Raw genomic sequence first — 17,363 nt, 5'->3', positions numbered from 1 at the left:
AACATGATCGACAAGAGCCTCCGAATTTTGGTCGTAGACGACTTCCCAACGATGCGCCGTATCGTGCGTAACCTGCTGAAAGAGCTCGGATTCATGAACGTTGACGAAGCCGAGGACGGTGTGGGAGGGCTGGCGAAACTGCAAAGTGGCGACTACGCCATCGTCGTGTCAGACTGGAATATGCCCAACATGGACGGCCTCACCCTGTTAAAGACGATCCGCGCCGACCCCAAACTGGCGACGCTACCCGTGCTGATGGTCACCGCGGAGGCCAAGAAGGAAAACATCGTTGCTGCGGCGTTGGCAGGGGCCAATGGTTACGTGGTGAAACCGTTTACTGCCGCCATCCTCGAAGAAAAAATTACCCGAATCTTCGAAAAGTGTAACAGGGCCGCCATCTGATACTGGCCAGCTATTCGCTGTAAATTGCTGGGCCGCTCAGCGTGGTTCATCCACCGCAGAGAAGGCCACGGAGTCAGTCCGCGTGAGCGCAGTCGACAACGGCGGCTCCGATCGTTATATCCCTGATCTCTCTGCAGCCGCCGTCGATCAGGCGAACGCTTCTCCGAGTAGTTTTTAACCACGTGACGCCTGGTGCACTGGATCAATCTTGGGTCAAGGTGTGGTTGGCCGCCTCGCCAGGCGCAACACCAGACTAGGGAAAGAGTTGCCCGATCGCATCGGTGAAGGACGGCAGGTCGGTGCCCACGTGCGTGTCGGGATAGGTGCGCTGGGTCAGCGCGAAGGCGGGGTAGGCGCGCGACCGCAGTCGCTCGTACATGTCGTTGACATTGCCGAAGTTGCATTCCTGCGGGTTGTCGCAGCGCGTGAGGATGAGGGTGGCCGGCAAGGGCCGCGTGCCCCGGGCGTCGTACATCTTCTGTTCCAAGTCGTTGTTCTCGTCGGTCTGGGAATCGAACGACCCCTCAAATGACAGGAAGTGCGTGAAGGTCAGCGCGCCGCTGGCGCCCTCTAGGAACAAAGCCACGCCTGTCATGCTCCCGCTGAGGGAGAGCCCTGTGAGCACGCGCGTACTTGCATCGGCGCGAAAGCTCCCTTCGATGTGTGGCACGAGTTCCTGCGTGAGGAACTCGTGGTACGGCTGAGCACCCGGCATCAAATAGTCCCGCTCGCGGCGTGATGTGCCGCCGACGCCCACGAGGATTGCCTGCGTGTTGTGCGCCTCGAGAATGGCTCGGAAGTTCGCGAAGCGGCTACCAGGCGGATTGAAGATGGCGTCGCCATCCATCGCGTAGATTACCGGGTATACCGTCGTGCTCGCGCCGTAGGATGCCGGCAGGTAAATCTCCAGCGTGTACACCGCGCCTGTGTTGGCGGAGGTGATCGAGTCGGCGACCACGCGGCTCGTCGCCGGGACGGGTTGTACAACCGGAGACGCCGCGGCAGGTTGCGGGGGCGCTGCCGCGGCAGGCGGCGCGGCGATGGGGCCGATCCCCCCGCCTTCCCCGCCGCCGCCACCGCCGCCCCCACCACAGGCTGCGATACAAAGGATGAGTGTGCAGCCGAAGGCGGACACGACCCAACAAACCGATCGTCCAACATGCATGTGCGTGACTCCTCGCAGGTAACTGGGCATGAGTTCCTCGGGCGACGTGAGGTGCCGTGGCGCTCGACTAAGGGCGCGACGAGCATGCCACGGTGTCTCCCGCAGGCAGTCCCAAGTGGGCAGTTTCAGAGTTGCAACATCCGTTTCAACGCGCCGTGCGACGAGTTCAACTGCGACTTCGCCTGCAGGATGCCTGCCGTGGCGTTGCGGCCCCATGTCATCCACGCAGACATGGCGCCCAGCGTCGCTTACCTTTCTTGCGTCCCAGAGGCAGCCAGCGCCGGCGTCCCGCTTCGAGCAGTGGTCCCCGTCCTACACACAGGAACGGGGCTTTCGCAAGAATGAAAAAAACTACTAACAAGGCGAGAGGAGTTCATGCAAAACCATCTGCGAGTTGACCCGCTCTTCATGGCAAGGCACTGGGTAGTGCGGTGATGCAGCAGAAGTATGGCGACGCGTCGCGGCCACTGGAATATCTGCTCCAGCTCTTGCGCACGCGCTTACCGGTGGACGTGATTGACGCGAACGAGTTGAAAGTGGTGTCGTTGCTCAAAGCGACAGGTTTGATCGAGGCGCAACTCGCCTCGTCGGGCGCCGCGAAAAATCGCTACTGGGGGAGCAGCGGTGCGACGGTCACACGCATCACCGAACACGGCATGGCCGAGCTCGCTCGAATGAGTCTGGATCTACTCAGGTCGTCGCAGCTCGACAATGGACGGTCGCTGACACCGTTGGCCTACCTGCGCCGCCTCGAAAGCGGCACGTTTCCGGTGCGGGTCGAAGACGGGGCGGCGGTGAGCAACATCGTCCTGTTGAAGGCGGCCGCTTTACTCGATGCGACCATTGGTCCCATCTCGCCCGTCTACCCTGACAATCCTCAGCATGCGCTGGTCCTTCGCATCACGCCCCTTGGCCGCGAGGAGTTAGCGAGGCGCGCGGTCGGCGATGGGGCCTCGATGCACTCCGCCTCGGAGCGAGTCTCGTCGTAACGGCCAGCCCATGACAGTAGTCAAGCTTTCGACACGCGACCTCGAGGTAGACCCTTGCCGCAGCAGCGGTCGTCCGCCCGCGCTGCCCACTGACTTGGCTTGGCACATCGAGGGCATGACGCTGCGCTTGGACCAGCTGGTGCACGAAGTCTTTCAGGACTGCGAGGCTTACCTCGAGAGGACGTTGGGCGAGGCAGTGGAATGCTATGTGGACCGGGGCAACGAGCAAACGCTGGCAGCGCACCCGCACGTAGGATTCCGGTGGGGGGGTCAGGGCGAGCCGCTCAATGCGCTGGTCTTCACGGGAGACACGCTCACGGGGCGCGTACAGGCCACCTGGCGTTGTTGGCGAGGTGGCGCGCCCATCCAGGGCCGTGCCTGCGTCAGCACGACCTGGACATGCACGAACGTGCAGGAATTGCTGGAGGACCTGCTGCTGCACTTTCCTCCTCGCCCGGGGACATCAAGGTAAGCGCGCGAGCCCATCCGCCGCGCAGAAGTAGGTTTCGCGTGCAATTGATTACGAGTGCACCGGCGCTAACTGCTGTGGGCCGCCGCGAACCATGCCGGTGCTTAGCGCACCAGCCGACCTTTGGGGTACCCGGCCACACCCGCGAGAACTTCGACTACCCAGATGGCGGCTGTCGGGTCGTGGAAATCCGTGGGGTATCTGCCCCGCCCAGCATGGGATGCTTCGGTGGTGACGAAGATCCGGCGTGAAGCGATGCCACTGTGTCTCCGAGAGCTTCCCGCGCCGCCGTCAAGCGCGATGAGCCTCCGGTCGAGGCATCATTTTTCAGACGTTCGCCCCTTCGCTTGCTTGGACGACCAGCAATGAACCGCCCGTCAGCCATTGCGAGTGGGGCCGCACTCCACCTCGGCGCGGATCTTGGTCGACCGTCGCTCTCCGACGGAAGGCTGGCGCTCCTCTCATGTCACTCCGACCCGCCGCTGCGACCCTGACAAGACGCTTGGGCTCGTTTACGGTTTGCGCGGCGGCGCATCCTTGCGGGGCGACTCACCGTCATCGTCACGATAGCGAAGTTCATTGCCGACGCGGCTCGGATACCTCAGCGCGTCCATTGATCCTGCTCGCCCCGTGAAGGGGCGCATCTCGCTACCAGTGTATGTTTCGCGGTGCAGGGGCGGCCGAGGTCCAAGTGTGGGACCCGGCGCAACAGCGCGATGCCCGTCTTGCACCCGTAGCGCCTCACTTCCCGCGGGCGTGATCGTATAGAGGTGGCTGGGCGTTCCGTCATGTCGGGGGCTGGAAATTTCCCGGACGTAGCCCCTCTTGCGCAGCGCCGCCACTTCGTCGTTGGCGGGATGGCCCAAGGTTTGGCCGATGGCGACGCCGAGGATCAGGTCCATGCGGGCAACTACACGGAGAACGGCGAGTTCGCCCTGGGTGAGGAGGTCAGAATTTGGGGAAGTCATTTCGTATTCTCGACGACCAGCCAGCCTGGATGGCCACAAATGGAGCAGGGTAGCTAGCTCCGGCCGGTATGCAATGTCTGGTTTTGATCGGGCGCAAGGTCATATATGGGCTCACGCCGCCGACAGTACATCGGCTGCACACAGCCTCGGCCAGTGATTTCGAATTCCGTCCTGGTGAAGTCGGCTCCGAGAGCGACGGCAGCGCGATCCTCCCGGCCAATCGGCGAGTCGGCATACCGTGCCTCCAGTATTGTTCGCCGCTGAGCGAAAGGCCCCGCCGCACATGCCGCTCAGATACCTCGAGAATCGAGCAGTCCGCCCGGCCCTTCACTGTGACCGATTCGGACGCAATCGTTCTGGTGGAATTGCTCCGCGCCGCATTGGTCATCAACGCCACGTTGCACCGGAACACGCCCGAATCACGACCTCATTCGGCAGAAATTCACGACATCAAGCCCGAAGGTTGGCTTCTCCGGAGTCGTGGCGTTGTTTGATGGCTGTCGCATTTGCAGCGAACCCATGCCACAAGTGTGAGAAAGGCGCACGGCCGTTTCTTTTCGGAGCCGCGGCAAACCCTCACGCGTGCTGCGGAGGCACGATTGAAAATCAGAAACGTCCGACATGCGCGATGCGGAAGAGCTCTTAGATTTTGCGTCCGCGGCGAAACCCGCAAGCTTGCTGTAGATCTCACCCCGGCCCGAACGGCCGGGCTCGTCTCTCGAGGGACTGCGAGAATCGGTTGCTGATTTCTCCCTCTTGAAATCTCCCGAAGCAACGCCTAAATTCTTCGCTGTCGGAACTGGTCGACCGAAAAGGAGGTACTGAAATGACCATGAACTTGCTCAGGCAAATCGCGGGCTCTCGACTGCCCGTGTCTTTCTACCGCAACGAGGACATCGACGGTGTCAGGGTGCTACGAGCTGCTGGGCTTGTCGTAGCGCTGGTTCCATCGCCCTCTGACCCGCTCACCTTGTCAGGCTCCCATCCTGCAGCCCAGGTGCTGGCCGTGACTCAGAAGGGGCGCGATGAGCTCGCAAAATTCGACTTTCCAGAGTCACGCCCACCGCGCTGGCGCTTCCGGATGCCGAAGATCAAGACGGCCATCGTCGGCCGCCATGCGAACGCATCCTCGACGCCGAGGGAGCCGGCCCGGCCGCACTGAAGAACCGATTTGAAGACGCATCGGGTCTTGAAAATCCGATTGCAGCATTTAGATCGTTTCTCGGAAGCGCGGGCAATGCACCCGCGCTCCGTTCAACTTTCACGGAGGTTTTCGCCATGTATCGATCATTGTTTCCTCGCGACCTGTTCGCGGAGATGGATCGCCTGCAGCGCGACGTGCAGCAGGCCTTCGATCTATCGCCCACCATCCGCGGCTTTGCCCGCAACGGCTTCCCAGCATTGAATGTCGGAAGCACACCGGAAGCTCTCGAGATTTACGCGTTTGCACCAGGCGTTGACGCATCCACCCTCGAGGTGAATGTGGAGCGTGGCCTGCTGACCATCTCAGGGGAGCGAAAGAGCGCACTGCCGGAAGCAGGTGACAAAACGGCCGTGCACATCAACGAGCGTTTCGAGGGCACATTCCGCCGAGTGATGACACTGCCCGAGGATGCAGACCCCGACGCGGTGGACGCGAAGCTGCGTGACGGGGTATTGCACATCACCGTCAGGCGCCGTGCGTCGGCGCAGCCGCGCCGGATCGCTATCAATTGATTTCAAGGAAGGACTCATTCATCATGAGCAACAGCATCAGGCAAGCGCAAGCGATGGAGTCGGCGGCACCTTCGCAAAACGAGCGTTCTCCGTACAGCGAGGCAGCGCTGACGCCGGCCGTGGACGTGATCGAAGACGCCAACGGCATCACGCTCTTTGCCGATCTGCCCGGCGTGACCCGGGACAAGCTGAATTTGCACGTTGAGGCGGCCACACTGACGATTGAGGCGGAATCCGATCTTTCGGTACCAGACAGCCTCAAGTCGAGCCACACCGAGGTCGGCCTTGGCCGCTTCCGACGTGTCTTCACGCTGAGCAAGGAGCTGGACACCCAGAACGTGGCGGCCGAACTGACGCAGGGCGTGCTTAAACTGAAAATTCCCAAAACCGCGCATGCCCAGCCGCGGCGAATCGATATACACGTCGCGTAGAGAAATGGGCAGCTTCGGCTGCCCACTCAACTCGGGATCGGCCGACCGGATGAAAGCCGACAGTCCCTTCGCCGCGCAAAAGAGAGATGCGAATCGCGACAGGGGCGCACCTGTTGCTGGCGACAGCGGTCCGTCAGGGCTAATGAACCCATGACGACTCCCAAAGACGAGGTATCTCATTCAATGCCCGCAACCGGATGGACGGCATTGACAGCGCCGTCGATACAGCCAGGGCCGCGGTCCTCCTCTGGCAGCAGTCGCCCGACATTGCGTTCGTCTTGCTCGGGTCATGGCGGACCGAACCGATTTGAGAGCGCAGATCGAGACCATCGAGAACCGGCTGCAGCGCGCCTACGAAACGATCCAGGGCCGCGCTGCGTTCCTCAGCCGGCTGGTGCACGGGGTACGCAATGCGCTCAGACCCATGAGCGGCGCCGGTCAAATCATGGCCAGGAAGGGACTGGTGACCGATGAGCTGGCCAAGCCTGTGGCCGCGGTCAGCCACCAGGTCCTTGTCGCTGGAACGAATGATGAAGGACCTCGCGGACGTCGTGCGCTTCGGGCTGGCAAGCTGAGCATGAACAAGACGAGCTTCGACCTGAGCGCGGAAATCCAGGAGATCGCCAGCGTCGTGCAGGCCGAAGCGGACAAGAAGAAGCGCGTCGCCTCGGTGATGGTGCCGCCCGTTCCCATCTCCATCGTGGCGGACCGCCAGCGCATGCACCAGATCGTCTTCGACCTTCTGCACAACGCCATCAAGTACACGCCGGCGGGCGGGACCATCTGGCTGCGCTGCACTGCCGGGGTCGACCATCCGGTCATCAAGGTGGAAGACATCGGGAATGGCATCGCGCCGTCATTGCTGCCGGTGATCTTCGATTTGTTCACACAGGAGAACCCGCAGCAATCGGAAGGCGGTTTCGGGGTTGGGCTTTCGCTGGTCAGAGACCTGGTTCATGCCCATAGCGGCTTCATTGAAGTTCGATGCGACGGCAAAGGCCATGGCTGCGAGTTCAGCGTTCGCCTTCCGCTGTGCCCCGGCACTGACATGGTTTGATCGTCGGTAGTTGCTGGCTGCCGATCGGCGCGGCCAGAGCCCGCACTTCTTTTCCACTGCCGTATGAACGTGACCTGCAGCGCCACGCGATTTCGGAAGCTGCATCTCGCTTGTTCTGAGATGAGCAGACGGATCAGAACCACAACGATTGCTTTTCGTGATGCGGGTGTAAGCGGGCACCCGGTTGGAACAGGCCGTCCGTTGCCGTAACGTGCCAGACGTTGATCCGACAAGCGTGCCGTGTTGCAACGCACCAAGGAGAGTGAGCCCTGCGCCCTTCGCCGCACTCGATCGTGGCTGGCGCAGGCAGCGGCCATGGTGCTGCTTTCTTCCCGGCGTTTCATATGGTCGCGGCGTTACCCATGAAATCCTTTCACCAACGTGCCCACTCCGAACACCATCGCACGCATCGCGTCGGATCGCTGCGCGCCGCCGTGCTGGGCGCGAACGACGGCATCATTTCGACTGCCAGCTTGGTCGCAGGAGTTGCCGCAGCACAGGCCAGCCACACCAGCATCCTGATGACCGCCGTTGCCGGCATGGCCGCAGGTGCCATGTCGATGGCCGCCGGTGAGTTCGTCTCGGTGTACTCACAGGCTGACACCGAAGCGGCCGATCTCGAACGCGAGCGTGCGGAACTTCATGCGGATCCGGATGGCGAGCGGCGCGAACTGGTGGCCATCTACATGCGACGTGGGCTCGATCGCACGCTCTCGCTTCAGGTCGCCACCCAACTCATGGCCCACGATGCGCTCGCCGCGCACGCGCGTGACGAATTGGGTATCACCGAAGCCTTCAGCGCCCGACCGTTGCAGGCGGCTGCGGCGTCGGCTGCCAGCTTCTCCGCGGGGGCGGCGCTTCCACTCCTTGTAGTGCTGGTGGCGCCAACTGCAACGCTGGTGCCATGGACGATGGCGACCTCCATCGCGTTCCTCGCTCTGCTTGGCGCGTGCGCCGCGAGGATCGGCGACACCTCGGTCGTGAAAAGCGTGTGGCGCGTGACTTTCTGGGGCACGCTCGCGATGGGAATCACAGCCGCCATAGGCACGCTGTTCGGCACATCTGGTTGAAGCAATGCACGTGAACAGCGTATGAGCAAGCCCGCAAAAAAGCGCGTACTCCCGTCGAGAACCCTGAAGTCGGGGTCGTGCGCAAAGGCCCTGGTTCGGAGCATCAGTTCATCCAACTTCGCCCGATGCTCCGCGAGCGCGAGATGTTGGTCTTGAACGCCATCTACGCTTCCAGCGGAAGCACGCACGCCAACTGCCGCCGCAGTCGCTCTCGTGTGAAGCGGGATCGAAATTCCCTATTCAACCCTCTGCGCCATACTTCGGGGATCACTCGCATCCACCGGCCAAGCAAGCGCCGCTTGTTGATTGCATTGACCGACTGTGAGCCGCCTGATACTTCCATCATTGCGAGCGTCCTACCCAGCGTCGGGCGCCTCGAGCCCACGGGTACGAACATGCGCTCTGCTTGGGTACTTCCTCGTTGCTGCTGCGCCGACACGCGTGACCACTCCACCACCCAAAGTGCCGTCAGCTCTTCGAATTTGGTGGGCTCAATCGCCTTCATGAAAACATATCCGGGAGGACTCCACTCCGGCATTTATGACAGCGGGCCTTGATGCCTTCAAGTCATTCAACGACACCTAGAGTCTTCGTGTCGGCGAGGACGACAGTTCGACAAACATTTTTGATGAGGATTGCCGACACACGCTGGGCGTGTGCCGCCCGGTCGTCGGTACCAGCACATCGTTGCAACCGCTTCGCCGCGCTACCTAGTTGTCTACACAGCAAGACTCCACGTCGCGCCAGTTGATTTGGGCGCGGAATCATGCTGCTGTGATTCAAATACATCGGTGACCAGCCATCACCCGATCACCGCTCGGCGCTTCACCGTGCGGAAGGCCCGCCTGACCGATGGACCAAAAAAGCACCCAGCGAGAACACGCTATTCGGCACGTTGGGAAGCACGGGGGGCACTCGACCAGACCCCGGCTTGAGCGCTTCATCGTACGCCCTCAGTGCATCCCGTCCAACGGGAAGCAAGAACCACTCGGCCGGCCCCAACCTGTCGCCCGGCTCGACATCCACGAGCTGAAGCGCCTTGGCCGCTCGCAGTTTTCGGCGAACTCGTTCAGCATCGCAATTGAGAATGGCGGCCAACTCCTTCGCTTGCGAACCCAACGGGCGAGTGAGCATCGCTCTCAGCATGGACGCTGTCAAAGGTGTAAGGAATGAGTCGACTGCAACATGGGCTTCAGAAGGAATTTTCGACATGCGTTTAAGTAAAGGAGCTTTAGTCAGAATGCCGGCGAAACTTGCCTGCGGCCCGTGAACACCCAGGAGGACTTGCAGGGGACCACTACATCGGGTTCGACGCGCCCCGTCAATAGGAAAACACGCCGTTCGAACTCTCTCGTCAGTCTTCCTGTATTGCACGCGTCAACTGCAGACGCTAGTGAATGCCGACAACTTTCGAACGAGTTCCTCAAGGCCGCCAAGACCGCCTGTATTCCGGTCTCATTCGGAGGTCGGACCTCCCTCAAAGACGACCCATAAGGGGTGTCGATCCGACGCAAGTCAGACCGGGATGTACATAAGGTCGAGAATCCGACTGACACAGGACGCTTCCATAGGAATCATTCACCGGCAGTCGATGCCGAAGTCGCGCCTTATCCGAGAACGTCTCGCGTGAGCGCTGCCGAAGCTCTTGGCTTCTCTCGGTACGGGGCGATGATGTCTACGTAAAACAACAGTTGTCGATTCCGAAGTAAGACAAATCCGCCTTACAGTGAGCCAAAGGTGTCTTCGATGCGGATCGGCTTTCGCCGGCGATTGCGGAACGCTCGCGCCGATGCACTTCGCTTCGCTCACCAGAATTGCCGCGCCATGGCGCGTGCCGCGCGCGGCGCGTATGGCAGGCGCCGCTCTCAGCGGCAGCATTGCCCTGTGGGTGTTGCTCGGTTACGCGTTGAATGCGCCAGGCATGTGGCGCCCCGTGCCTGACCTGCCTCCCACGCACCCCTACTCGGCGCTTTGCCTGCTGATCCTCTCGGTCGCGCTGTTGCCCGGACGATCCAGCGGACTTCCCCGCGCGGTCGCACGCGTCGCGGTGGTGGCTGCGCTGTGCCTCATTGCAGTCCGCCTGCTTGTTCCCCTGACCGGCGACCACCTGTTCAGCGCACTGACACCCTTTTCCGGCACGCTCGACTCCCAGCAGAAAGCCACCGGCAGAGTCATCTCGATGCCGCTGAACGTGGCGTTGACCTTGTTGCTGTTGTGCCTCGGAGACATCGCGCGACGCATGCGCTATTGGCTGGCGTCGCAGTTGCTGGCCACCGCCTCGCTGGCGATGCTCTTCGTCGCCTTCGCCGGTAACCTCGGCGGCCTGCTCATCTTCAAGGGAGCGATGGCACCCTTCACGATGGCGGGCATCACATCGCTCGCGCTGGCGCTCCTGCTGGCAACCTCGCGCCGATCCTTCATGCGCTCCCTCACCGCAAGGTCGGAACCGGGCCGCCTTGCGCGCCGCCTGCTGGGCAGCACGGCATTGATACTGGCACTGGGGGTCTGGCTCATGGCTCGACGGCTGGACTACCCTGGCATGCAATTACCGCCGGACGGCGTGCTGCTGATTTATCAAAGCGCGTTCATCATCGCGTTGATCTGGGTGGTCGTCACCATCAGCACTGTGCGCGCCGACGGCGTGGATCGCTTGCGAGGCATTGCCGAGCGCCTCACGCAGCGAGCCGCCGATCGAGATGCCCTCACCGGGCTGCTCACGCGCAACAAGATGATGCACTTGCGCCGAAACAAGAGGCCCGCCACGGCGTCGTCCGCCAGCGAATTGCTCATCGACCTGGACGGCTTTCGGGCAATCAACGAAGCCTTCGGCGCCGCAGAAGGCGATCACGTTCTGGTCGAAGTCGCGACGCGCCTGCGAAGCGTCGCCGACGGCCACGTGGTGGGCCGCATCGGCGGCGATGAATTCGCTATCTATTGCGCAGATTTGACAGCCGAAGCGGCCGCCCAGCTGGGCGATGCGGTCATGCAGGCACTTGCGCGACCCTACGCGGTGCGCGGACGCAGCTTTCGCCTGGCGGCGAGCGTCGGCACCGCGCACACGAAAGAGACCCATGGCGCCAACCTGGCGCAAGCCGCCGACCAAGCCATGTATGTCGCCAAGGCGCGGGGCGGCAACCAAGCCGTGACCTTCGAAAGAGCCATGCACGACGTGCGCAAGCAGGAGGTGGAGCTTGAGCAAGACCTGCATCAGGCCTTGATCAACGACGATGAGCTCTGGCTTTCCTTCCAGCCCGTGGTGGGTGTGGCCAACCGCCGACTCGTGGCTGTCGAGTCGCTCGCGCGGTGGCGTCATCCGCGGCTTGGCGCCATACCGCCCGACCGGTTCATTCCCCTGGCGGAACGCAAGGGCTTGATCGCTGCGCTGGGCCGAAAGCTGCTCGGTCTGGCGGTCGATCAGGCCGCGGCATGGGAGCAAGCCTCACCCGGCCAATGGCCGGTGATCAACCTGAACGTGTCGCCCGCGCAGTTCGCCGCCGGCGACGTGGTCGAGGACCTTCTGGCGCTCCTCGTAAAGCGAGGGCTGCCGGCCGAGCGCTTCTGCATCGAAGTGACCGAGGGCGTGTTCGCTGACGGCAACGCAGTGGCCGCGCTGGAGCGAGCGCGCCAGCACGGCTTCAAGGTGGCAATGGACGACTTTGGCGTGGGCTATTCCACGCTCTCCCAACTGCCTCGAATGCCCCTCACCTCCTTGAAGCTGGACCGCAGCTTCATCGTCAACGCCGGCGAGAGCGAAGGTGACGCCGCCGTGTTCCGGTCCATCGTTCAGCTCGCGCACGCGCTCAAGCTTCTGGTGGTTGCCGAGGGGGTGGAGACGCAGGCGCAGTTCGATCTGGCGGCGAGTTGCGATTGCGACGCCATCCAGGGCTACTTCATCGCGCGTCCCATGGCGCCTGAGGACTTCGACCGATGGAGGAGAGACACGCTCGATCGACCCTCCCTCGGAAAGGTAGCAACGCGCCAGGTCGTGCAAGGGCTTGTCACAGGACCATAAGGCGCCGTAGGGTCGACGGTGCTCGTGGTCAATGGGCGCACCCGGAGTTTGCTTAGCATCGCCACCATGCGGCTGAAGGCCGAGAACGCGCTGGCTGCCGCGCCCAAGCGGGAGGGCCAGGCCCTGCAGGCCATCGTCGGGCAGATCGACCGGCTCGACGGGCTGATGCAGAGCCTGCTGGCGCTGGTACAGCCCGTCACGCTGGCGCCGCGGGAGGTGGTGCTGCACCGCTGGCTCGACGAGCGCGTGGCCGCCGTCGCGGGCGTGCAGGTCACCCTGCGGCACGACACGCCCGCCAGCGCCGTGTTCGACCCGATGCACCTGGCGCGCGCGCTGGACAACCCGCTCGACAACGCGGTGCGCCATGCGCCGCGCGGCGGCCACGTGGTGCTCTGCGCATTGCAGCCCGATGCGCGCACGCTGGCGATCCGCGTGGACGACGACGGCCCCGGCGTGCCCGAGTCGCTGCAGGCCTGCCTGTTCGAGCCCTTCGCCACCGGCCGCGCCGACGGCACCGGGCTGGGCCTGGCGCTGGCGCATGGCGGCAAGCTGCATCATCGGCCGCCGGCACCGAGCACCCGCTTCGAACTGAAGCTTCTATGGTGCATCCCCTGATCGTCGACGACGACGACGCCTTTCGCGACGCGCTGGGCGAAACGCTGCAGGGCCTGGGCCATGAGACGGTCACGGTCGCCAACGGCGCCGAGGCGTGGCCGATCCGTTGGGGTGTCCGTGCCAGCGCAATCTTGACCAGTTGGCGTCACGATCGCACCGGCGCAAACAGGCTGTAGTCTGATGCCTGTCACACTGTTCCGCTTTGCCCGGAGAAAACATGTCCAAACTTGCGGTCAAGGCGGCCATCGCCTCGCTCACCAGGAACAGCCGTGATGTGCACCTCGAGGCCGTGGCGGTCACGCTGTACAACGGTGTGATCCTGAAGGGCATCTTCAAACGCCCTTCGGAAGAGGATGTGGGCTGCGTCACAGGATCGTCCAGTGCCTTGGCCGACACGAGCACCCACGTCAGCACGTTCTTCGACCTGGACGACGTGGTGAGCTTCACCTATGCCGAGCAGAACCAGCGCATCGACTATTGACGCGCATACTCCGACGATGCGTCTGAGCCAGTTCATCAAGGAAAACACTGAAGCGATCCTTGTCGAATGGGAGGATTTTGCAAGAACGATGATCCCCCCGGCGGAGACCATGTCCGTCGTCGAACTGCGCGATCACGCGGGCGAGATACTGCTTGCCATTGCCCGAGAGATGGATTCCGTGCAGACCGAGGACGAGCGCGAAGCCAAGTCCAGGGGCCTGGCCCTGCCGCGCGACAGGTCGACTTTCGCGGCGACGCATGGCGGCCTGCGGCAGCGCGTCGGCTTCGATCTGACACAACTCGGCGCGGAGTACCGCGCCTTGCGCGCTTCCGTTCTGCGCCTGTGGATGAAGGTGGCTGGCGAAGTCGATTCGGTGATGCTGGAAGACGTCGTGCGGTTCAATGAGGGCATTGACCAGAGTCTGGCCGAGGCGATGGCCTCATACTCCGAACTCGTTTCGAATTCGAGAGACACCTTCCTGGCGGTGCTCGGGCACGATTTGCGCAATCCGCTCGGCGCGCTCAGTACGTGCCTGCATCTGATTCAGAAGGACGGCGACGCACGCCCGAAGGAGCGCATCTTGCGCATCGCGCGACAAAGCGTCACCTCGATCAGCGCCATGATCACCGATCTGCTTGAGTACACGCGCACGCGGCTCGGGCGCGGCATCGAGGTGGTGCCTCACAAGGGTGATCTGGGTGCGCTGTGCCAGGAGGCGTTCGACGAGGTGTCCACCGCCTACCCCCATCGATTGCTGCGAGCAAGCATCCCCCCACAGATCGACTTGAGCTTCGATGCGGCACGCATGCGCCAGGTGCTGACCAATCTTCTGACCAACGCCGTGCACCATGGGGATACTCAATTCCCGGTCATCCTGAGCGTCGCTGACGAGCCGACGCAAGTGTTGATCGTGGTGACGAACCGTGGCGTTCCGATACCGCCCGATGCCATGCAGGTCATTTTCAATCCGCTGGTGCAGGTGGTCAGCAAGGAATCCGAACCGCATGAGCGGCCCGCGACGAGCCTGGGACTGGGCCTGTTCATCGCACGCGAGATCGTCACGGGCCATGGTGGCACCATCACCGTCACGTCTTCACGCGAAGAGGGCACCGCCTTCAGCGTACATCTGCCCCGCACCTGAGCACGCAGGCTGCCCGGCCACTGGAATCCGAATGACCGAATCCTTGCTCATGACCACCGCGCGGGTCACGACCTTCGACGGCGAGCGACTGCTGACCGGGGCCAGCGGCTTCTTCTTCCAGCGAGCGGAACGGCTCTTTCTCGTCACGAGCCGCCACGTGCTGCATGACGATGCAAGCGAGCACCGCCCGAACCGCATCGAGATCGAAGTGCATGTCGATCCGTTGAACCTCACGCTGTCGCACCACGTGTCGGTATGGCTTTATGAAGAAGGCAAAAGTCAGTGGAGACAGGGCGCAGACTCCGGCGGTGAAATCGATGTGGCGGCGATCGAGATTGATCGCACCCTGCTTCCTGCGGGGGTGCAGCTGTGCTGCTTTTCGGAAGAACATCTGCAGGTGGCACCGGACGAAGTCGAGGTCGGCGCGAGCCTTCTGATCGTCGGTTTCCCGCTGGGATTCCATGACACGATGTATCACTTGCCCGTGGTCCGGCAGGCCGCCGTCGCATCGGCTTTTGGCATCCGTTTTCAAGGGCAAGGCCTTTTCTTGACCGACGCGCGCACACATCGCGGAACCAGCGGCGCGCCCGTTGTCATGCGCGCTCCGGGTACAGGCGCGACACTCCCCTGGGAGCTGCTCGGCATTCATTCGTCTCGCATCGATATGGGAACTCGCGACGTCAATCTCGACGAATTGCTTGGGCTCAACGCGGCCTGGTATGCCACCATCCTTCTCACGCTGACGGCCAATCCGATCCTTGGAAGGAGTTGACCGGTTCAGAGGCAGCAGCTCAAAACCCGGCAATTCCGCGCGAGTCTTGCTGAATGGAAGGGACTTGCCGTCCTGATCTGTCCGCGGAATGCTCCTTGTGCGTGCGGCAAATGGCGTCCGAGTGCCACGATGTGAAGTGCTCTCCAACGATGCCCGACCTCGGTGGGCTGGCCCGACGAGCACATCGCCGCGACCCTCAATCGCATGGGCCTTCACCCGGGGCAGGCGAAGACGTGGACCGCGTATCGCGTGAGCTCCGTGCGCAGAGAGAACGACATCCGCGCGTACCGTTCAGCTCACGAGGATGGGCAGCGGTTGACCATGTCGGAAGCCGCTGCGGAGCTCGGCGTCAACAACCACGGCTGGCAGCAGGGCGGCCGGCATGCAATGTCTCGGCGTGCGCGGCACTGCGTCCCGACGCATAGGCGAACAGCCGCACTGGTGGGCAAGTGCCATTCGTCTGTGCCTTGCGCCCAGGCTCGTTCGGTACCCGGACCGTGGTCTCGTCGCCGTAGAACACACCCGGGCTCATGATCGCAGTCGGCGGCGGCGCAAGGCCTCGCTGCGGTGACCGCGCTGCACGCGCTCCGCCCGGGCTGGCGCGACTCGAGCGTCGCTCGCGATCGAGTACACTCCAGCCACGCTCAATGGTTCTGAGCGCTGTCCTTCGGGGCAAGCTGAACCCGATACCAGCGCGTCGAAGTCACTACGACGAAGAAAACAAAAATGACTTCATGCAAAAGAATTTGCCGTAGCGTGGACCGCGTAAGAGTTCACGACCACATTCTCAAAGCCCGCCTCGTGCGGGCTTTTTCATGGGCGCGCCTTCTGCATCTTGCCGCGAAGCCGGATGCCTCCTCCAGCCCAGTCGATGCACGTAAGCGCGCGGCAAAGTCATCTTGATTCTCTAAGGGCCGCGAGCATGCCTCGAATAGAGGTAAGTATTCCGATGAGCAGACTGTCTTTGCGCTGAACGTCTGCTACCGAGGCACCTTCATCGTCGGGCCGGAGCCGAGAATCCGATGCCACGGCCCGATTTGATGCACGCCGCGGTGATCGAGGCGCCATCTGCACGAACGAGGCTAGGTTCACCGTAATCATGTCGCCCGTCCGCGCCCGATCACGATCGTACGTGCGCCTCTTACGCCACAAGGCTGCCGTTTCTGCGGCGGTCGCGTACAGTTCTGGGGTCATGTCGAGCGTCCGCCTTGGCCTGCATAGCCGACGCTTGCGGCAATTTGTCCGACGTCCAAGCGTGCAGCGCCTCTGCGGCTTGGCTCTTGTTGGTCGTGTGCAGCTCGACGAACTTGCGCCGCGCATGGGCAAGGCAGGCAGCCTCGACAACTACCTTGTGCGTCCGCTCGCGCGCACGGAGGAATCGACGCGGGGTTAAATAGCCACCCTCACACGGCACGCATTGCAAAATAGGCTCCGTCCGTGTCACGAGATCACGGAAGCCCGCCGTCCTCGCCGCATCGAAGGCCTTGATCCAGCGCTTGGCCAGCACGATCTTGTCCATGGTTGAATCGCTTTCGCCCGACTCGCTCGCGCTCTGGTACGCACGCAACCACGTCATGGCCAAGTTGCCGTCGAGTTCGCGCTGGAAGCGTTGTTCGGCCTCCTAGACCGCACCGGCCGCCGGATGTGAATAGTCCGAGTCGCACGAGGTAGGCAACCCGCGGTCCCGGCTCCGCCTCTTTGAACCGGAAGGGCACGTCGTCGCCGGCCTCCAGCGGTGTTGCGTCGATGGGCGGTGCGTGCCACAGGCGTCAGAGCCGGTGCACGCTTTGCGGGCCGCCTGTGGGAAACAAGAATGAGGTGGCACCCAGTACGGTAATCCGTTCGTCGTGCCCCCTGGGCGCATGCGGCAGGCGACGGCAGCCGGACACAAAGATAGCTTTGGTGTCACCAACTTAATGCTCCTAGTCTCGCGCTCAGGCTTCGGCCCCTGAAGTCCCGTTCTCGTGCTTCACGCCTATCAGGCTGCTGAAATACTCCCCCGCCAAGCGAGCCACCCTCTGGGGCGAGAGGTTGGTTTTCACATGGTGCGTCAGGCAGCAATTTCTGAAGCCGTT

At 62.7% G+C, this 17,363-nt stretch carries 15 protein-coding genes and 2 pseudogenes; 13 read left to right on the top strand and 4 right to left on the bottom strand.

The genetic code is table 11. The features are described from left to right. Positions 1 to 3 precede the first annotated feature (3 nt). Positions 4 to 402 (top strand): chemotaxis response regulator CheY, encoded by a 399-nt coding sequence (gene cheY / locus BM004_RS39295; protein WP_093222158.1) that lies wholly within the window; start codon positions 4 to 6, stop codon positions 400 to 402. 253 nt (positions 403 to 655) lie between these two features. On the opposite strand, the gene BM004_RS39290 is transcribed toward cheY, so the two are convergent. Continuing rightward, positions 656 to 1,360 (bottom strand): alpha/beta hydrolase, encoded by a 705-nt coding sequence (locus tag BM004_RS39290; protein ID WP_256220295.1) that lies wholly within the window; start codon positions 1,358 to 1,360, stop codon positions 656 to 658. A 641-nt stretch (positions 1,361 to 2,001) separates the two neighbouring features. On the opposite strand from BM004_RS39290, the gene BM004_RS39285 reads away from it, so the two are divergent. After that, positions 2,002 to 2,556 carry a hypothetical protein gene (locus BM004_RS39285; protein ID WP_093222151.1) on the top strand — a complete coding sequence of 185 codons (555 nt, stop codon included), beginning with the start codon at positions 2,002 to 2,004 and terminating at the stop codon, positions 2,554 to 2,556. 981 nt (positions 2,557 to 3,537) lie between these two features. Here the strand turns inward: BM004_RS39285 and BM004_RS41135 are convergent. Continuing rightward, entirely contained in the window at positions 3,538 to 3,927 is a 390-nt protein-coding gene (locus BM004_RS41135) for a hypothetical protein (RefSeq protein WP_143072663.1), read from the bottom strand. An 892-nt stretch (positions 3,928 to 4,819) separates the two neighbouring features. On the opposite strand from BM004_RS41135, the gene BM004_RS39275 reads away from it, so the two are divergent. The 5 genes from BM004_RS39275 (at position 4,820) to BM004_RS39255 (ending at position 8,267) form a co-directional block, all read left to right on the top strand. Then, the gene (locus tag BM004_RS39275; RefSeq protein WP_256220294.1) at positions 4,820 to 5,155 is read left to right on the top strand and encodes a hypothetical protein; all 336 of its coding nucleotides are present in this window, start codon (positions 4,820 to 4,822) and stop codon (positions 5,153 to 5,155) included. A gap of 116 nt (positions 5,156 to 5,271) precedes the next feature. Continuing rightward, positions 5,272 to 5,709 carry an Hsp20/alpha crystallin family protein gene (locus BM004_RS39270; RefSeq protein WP_093222145.1) on the top strand — a complete coding sequence of 146 codons (438 nt, stop codon included), beginning with the start codon at positions 5,272 to 5,274 and terminating at the stop codon, positions 5,707 to 5,709. Positions 5,710 to 5,732: 23 nt separating this feature from the next. Beyond that, a complete protein-coding gene (locus tag BM004_RS39265) occupies positions 5,733 to 6,140 on the top strand; it encodes an Hsp20/alpha crystallin family protein (protein WP_093222143.1) in 408 nt (135 codons plus the stop codon). Between the two features lie 289 nt (positions 6,141 to 6,429). Then, the gene (locus BM004_RS39260) at positions 6,430 to 7,197 is read left to right on the top strand and encodes a sensor histidine kinase (protein WP_093222140.1); all 768 of its coding nucleotides are present in this window, start codon (positions 6,430 to 6,432) and stop codon (positions 7,195 to 7,197) included. Positions 7,198 to 7,559: 362 nt separating this feature from the next. Further along, positions 7,560 to 8,267: a VIT1/CCC1 transporter family protein gene (locus BM004_RS39255; RefSeq protein ID WP_093222186.1), complete on the top strand. Its 708-nt coding sequence runs from the start codon at positions 7,560 to 7,562 to the stop codon at positions 8,265 to 8,267. Positions 8,268 to 8,532: 265 nt separating this feature from the next. Here the strand turns inward: BM004_RS39255 and BM004_RS42290 are convergent. Further along, positions 8,533 to 8,652, bottom strand: a pseudogene (locus BM004_RS42290) (arsenical resistance protein ArsH); the annotation flags it as partial. Positions 8,653 to 10,056: 1,404 nt separating this feature from the next. Between BM004_RS42290 and BM004_RS39250 the strand changes: the two are divergent. The 6 genes from BM004_RS39250 to BM004_RS39225 all read left to right on the top strand — a co-directional run bounded on the left by BM004_RS39250 (position 10,057) and on the right by BM004_RS39225 (position 15,288). After that, positions 10,057 to 12,279 carry a putative bifunctional diguanylate cyclase/phosphodiesterase gene (locus tag BM004_RS39250; RefSeq protein WP_093222138.1) on the top strand — a complete coding sequence of 741 codons (2,223 nt, stop codon included), beginning with the start codon at positions 10,057 to 10,059 and terminating at the stop codon, positions 12,277 to 12,279. Positions 12,280 to 12,345: 66 nt separating this feature from the next. After that, a complete protein-coding gene (locus BM004_RS39245) occupies positions 12,346 to 12,894 on the top strand; it encodes a sensor histidine kinase (RefSeq protein WP_256220293.1) in 549 nt (182 codons plus the stop codon). Beyond that, positions 12,879 to 13,070, top strand: coding sequence for a response regulator (locus BM004_RS39240; protein ID WP_093222136.1), 192 nt, complete (start codon positions 12,879 to 12,881; stop codon positions 13,068 to 13,070). The genes BM004_RS39245 and BM004_RS39240 overlap by 16 nt, the downstream gene beginning before the upstream one ends. A 41-nt stretch (positions 13,071 to 13,111) precedes the next feature. Further along, the gene (locus BM004_RS39235; RefSeq protein WP_093222133.1) at positions 13,112 to 13,375 is read left to right on the top strand and encodes a hypothetical protein; all 264 of its coding nucleotides are present in this window, start codon (positions 13,112 to 13,114) and stop codon (positions 13,373 to 13,375) included. A gap of 16 nt (positions 13,376 to 13,391) precedes the next feature. Then, the gene (locus BM004_RS39230; protein ID WP_093222130.1) at positions 13,392 to 14,516 is read left to right on the top strand and encodes a sensor histidine kinase; all 1,125 of its coding nucleotides are present in this window, start codon (positions 13,392 to 13,394) and stop codon (positions 14,514 to 14,516) included. Between the two features lie 31 nt (positions 14,517 to 14,547). After that, positions 14,548 to 15,288 (top strand): trypsin-like peptidase domain-containing protein, encoded by a 741-nt coding sequence (locus tag BM004_RS39225; protein WP_093222128.1) that lies wholly within the window; start codon positions 14,548 to 14,550, stop codon positions 15,286 to 15,288. A gap of 1,254 nt (positions 15,289 to 16,542) precedes the next feature. On the opposite strand, the pseudogene BM004_RS42585 reads toward BM004_RS39225, so the two are convergent. After that, positions 16,543 to 16,627 (bottom strand): annotated as a pseudogene (locus BM004_RS42585) (transposase); the annotation flags it as partial. Positions 16,628 to 17,363 lie beyond the last annotated feature (736 nt).

It is taken from the genome of Variovorax sp. OK212 (assembly GCF_900112425.1).
GTDB lineage: Bacteria > Pseudomonadota > Gammaproteobacteria > Burkholderiales > Burkholderiaceae_C > Variovorax.
This window is presented reverse-complemented; position numbering and strand designations above follow the sequence as displayed.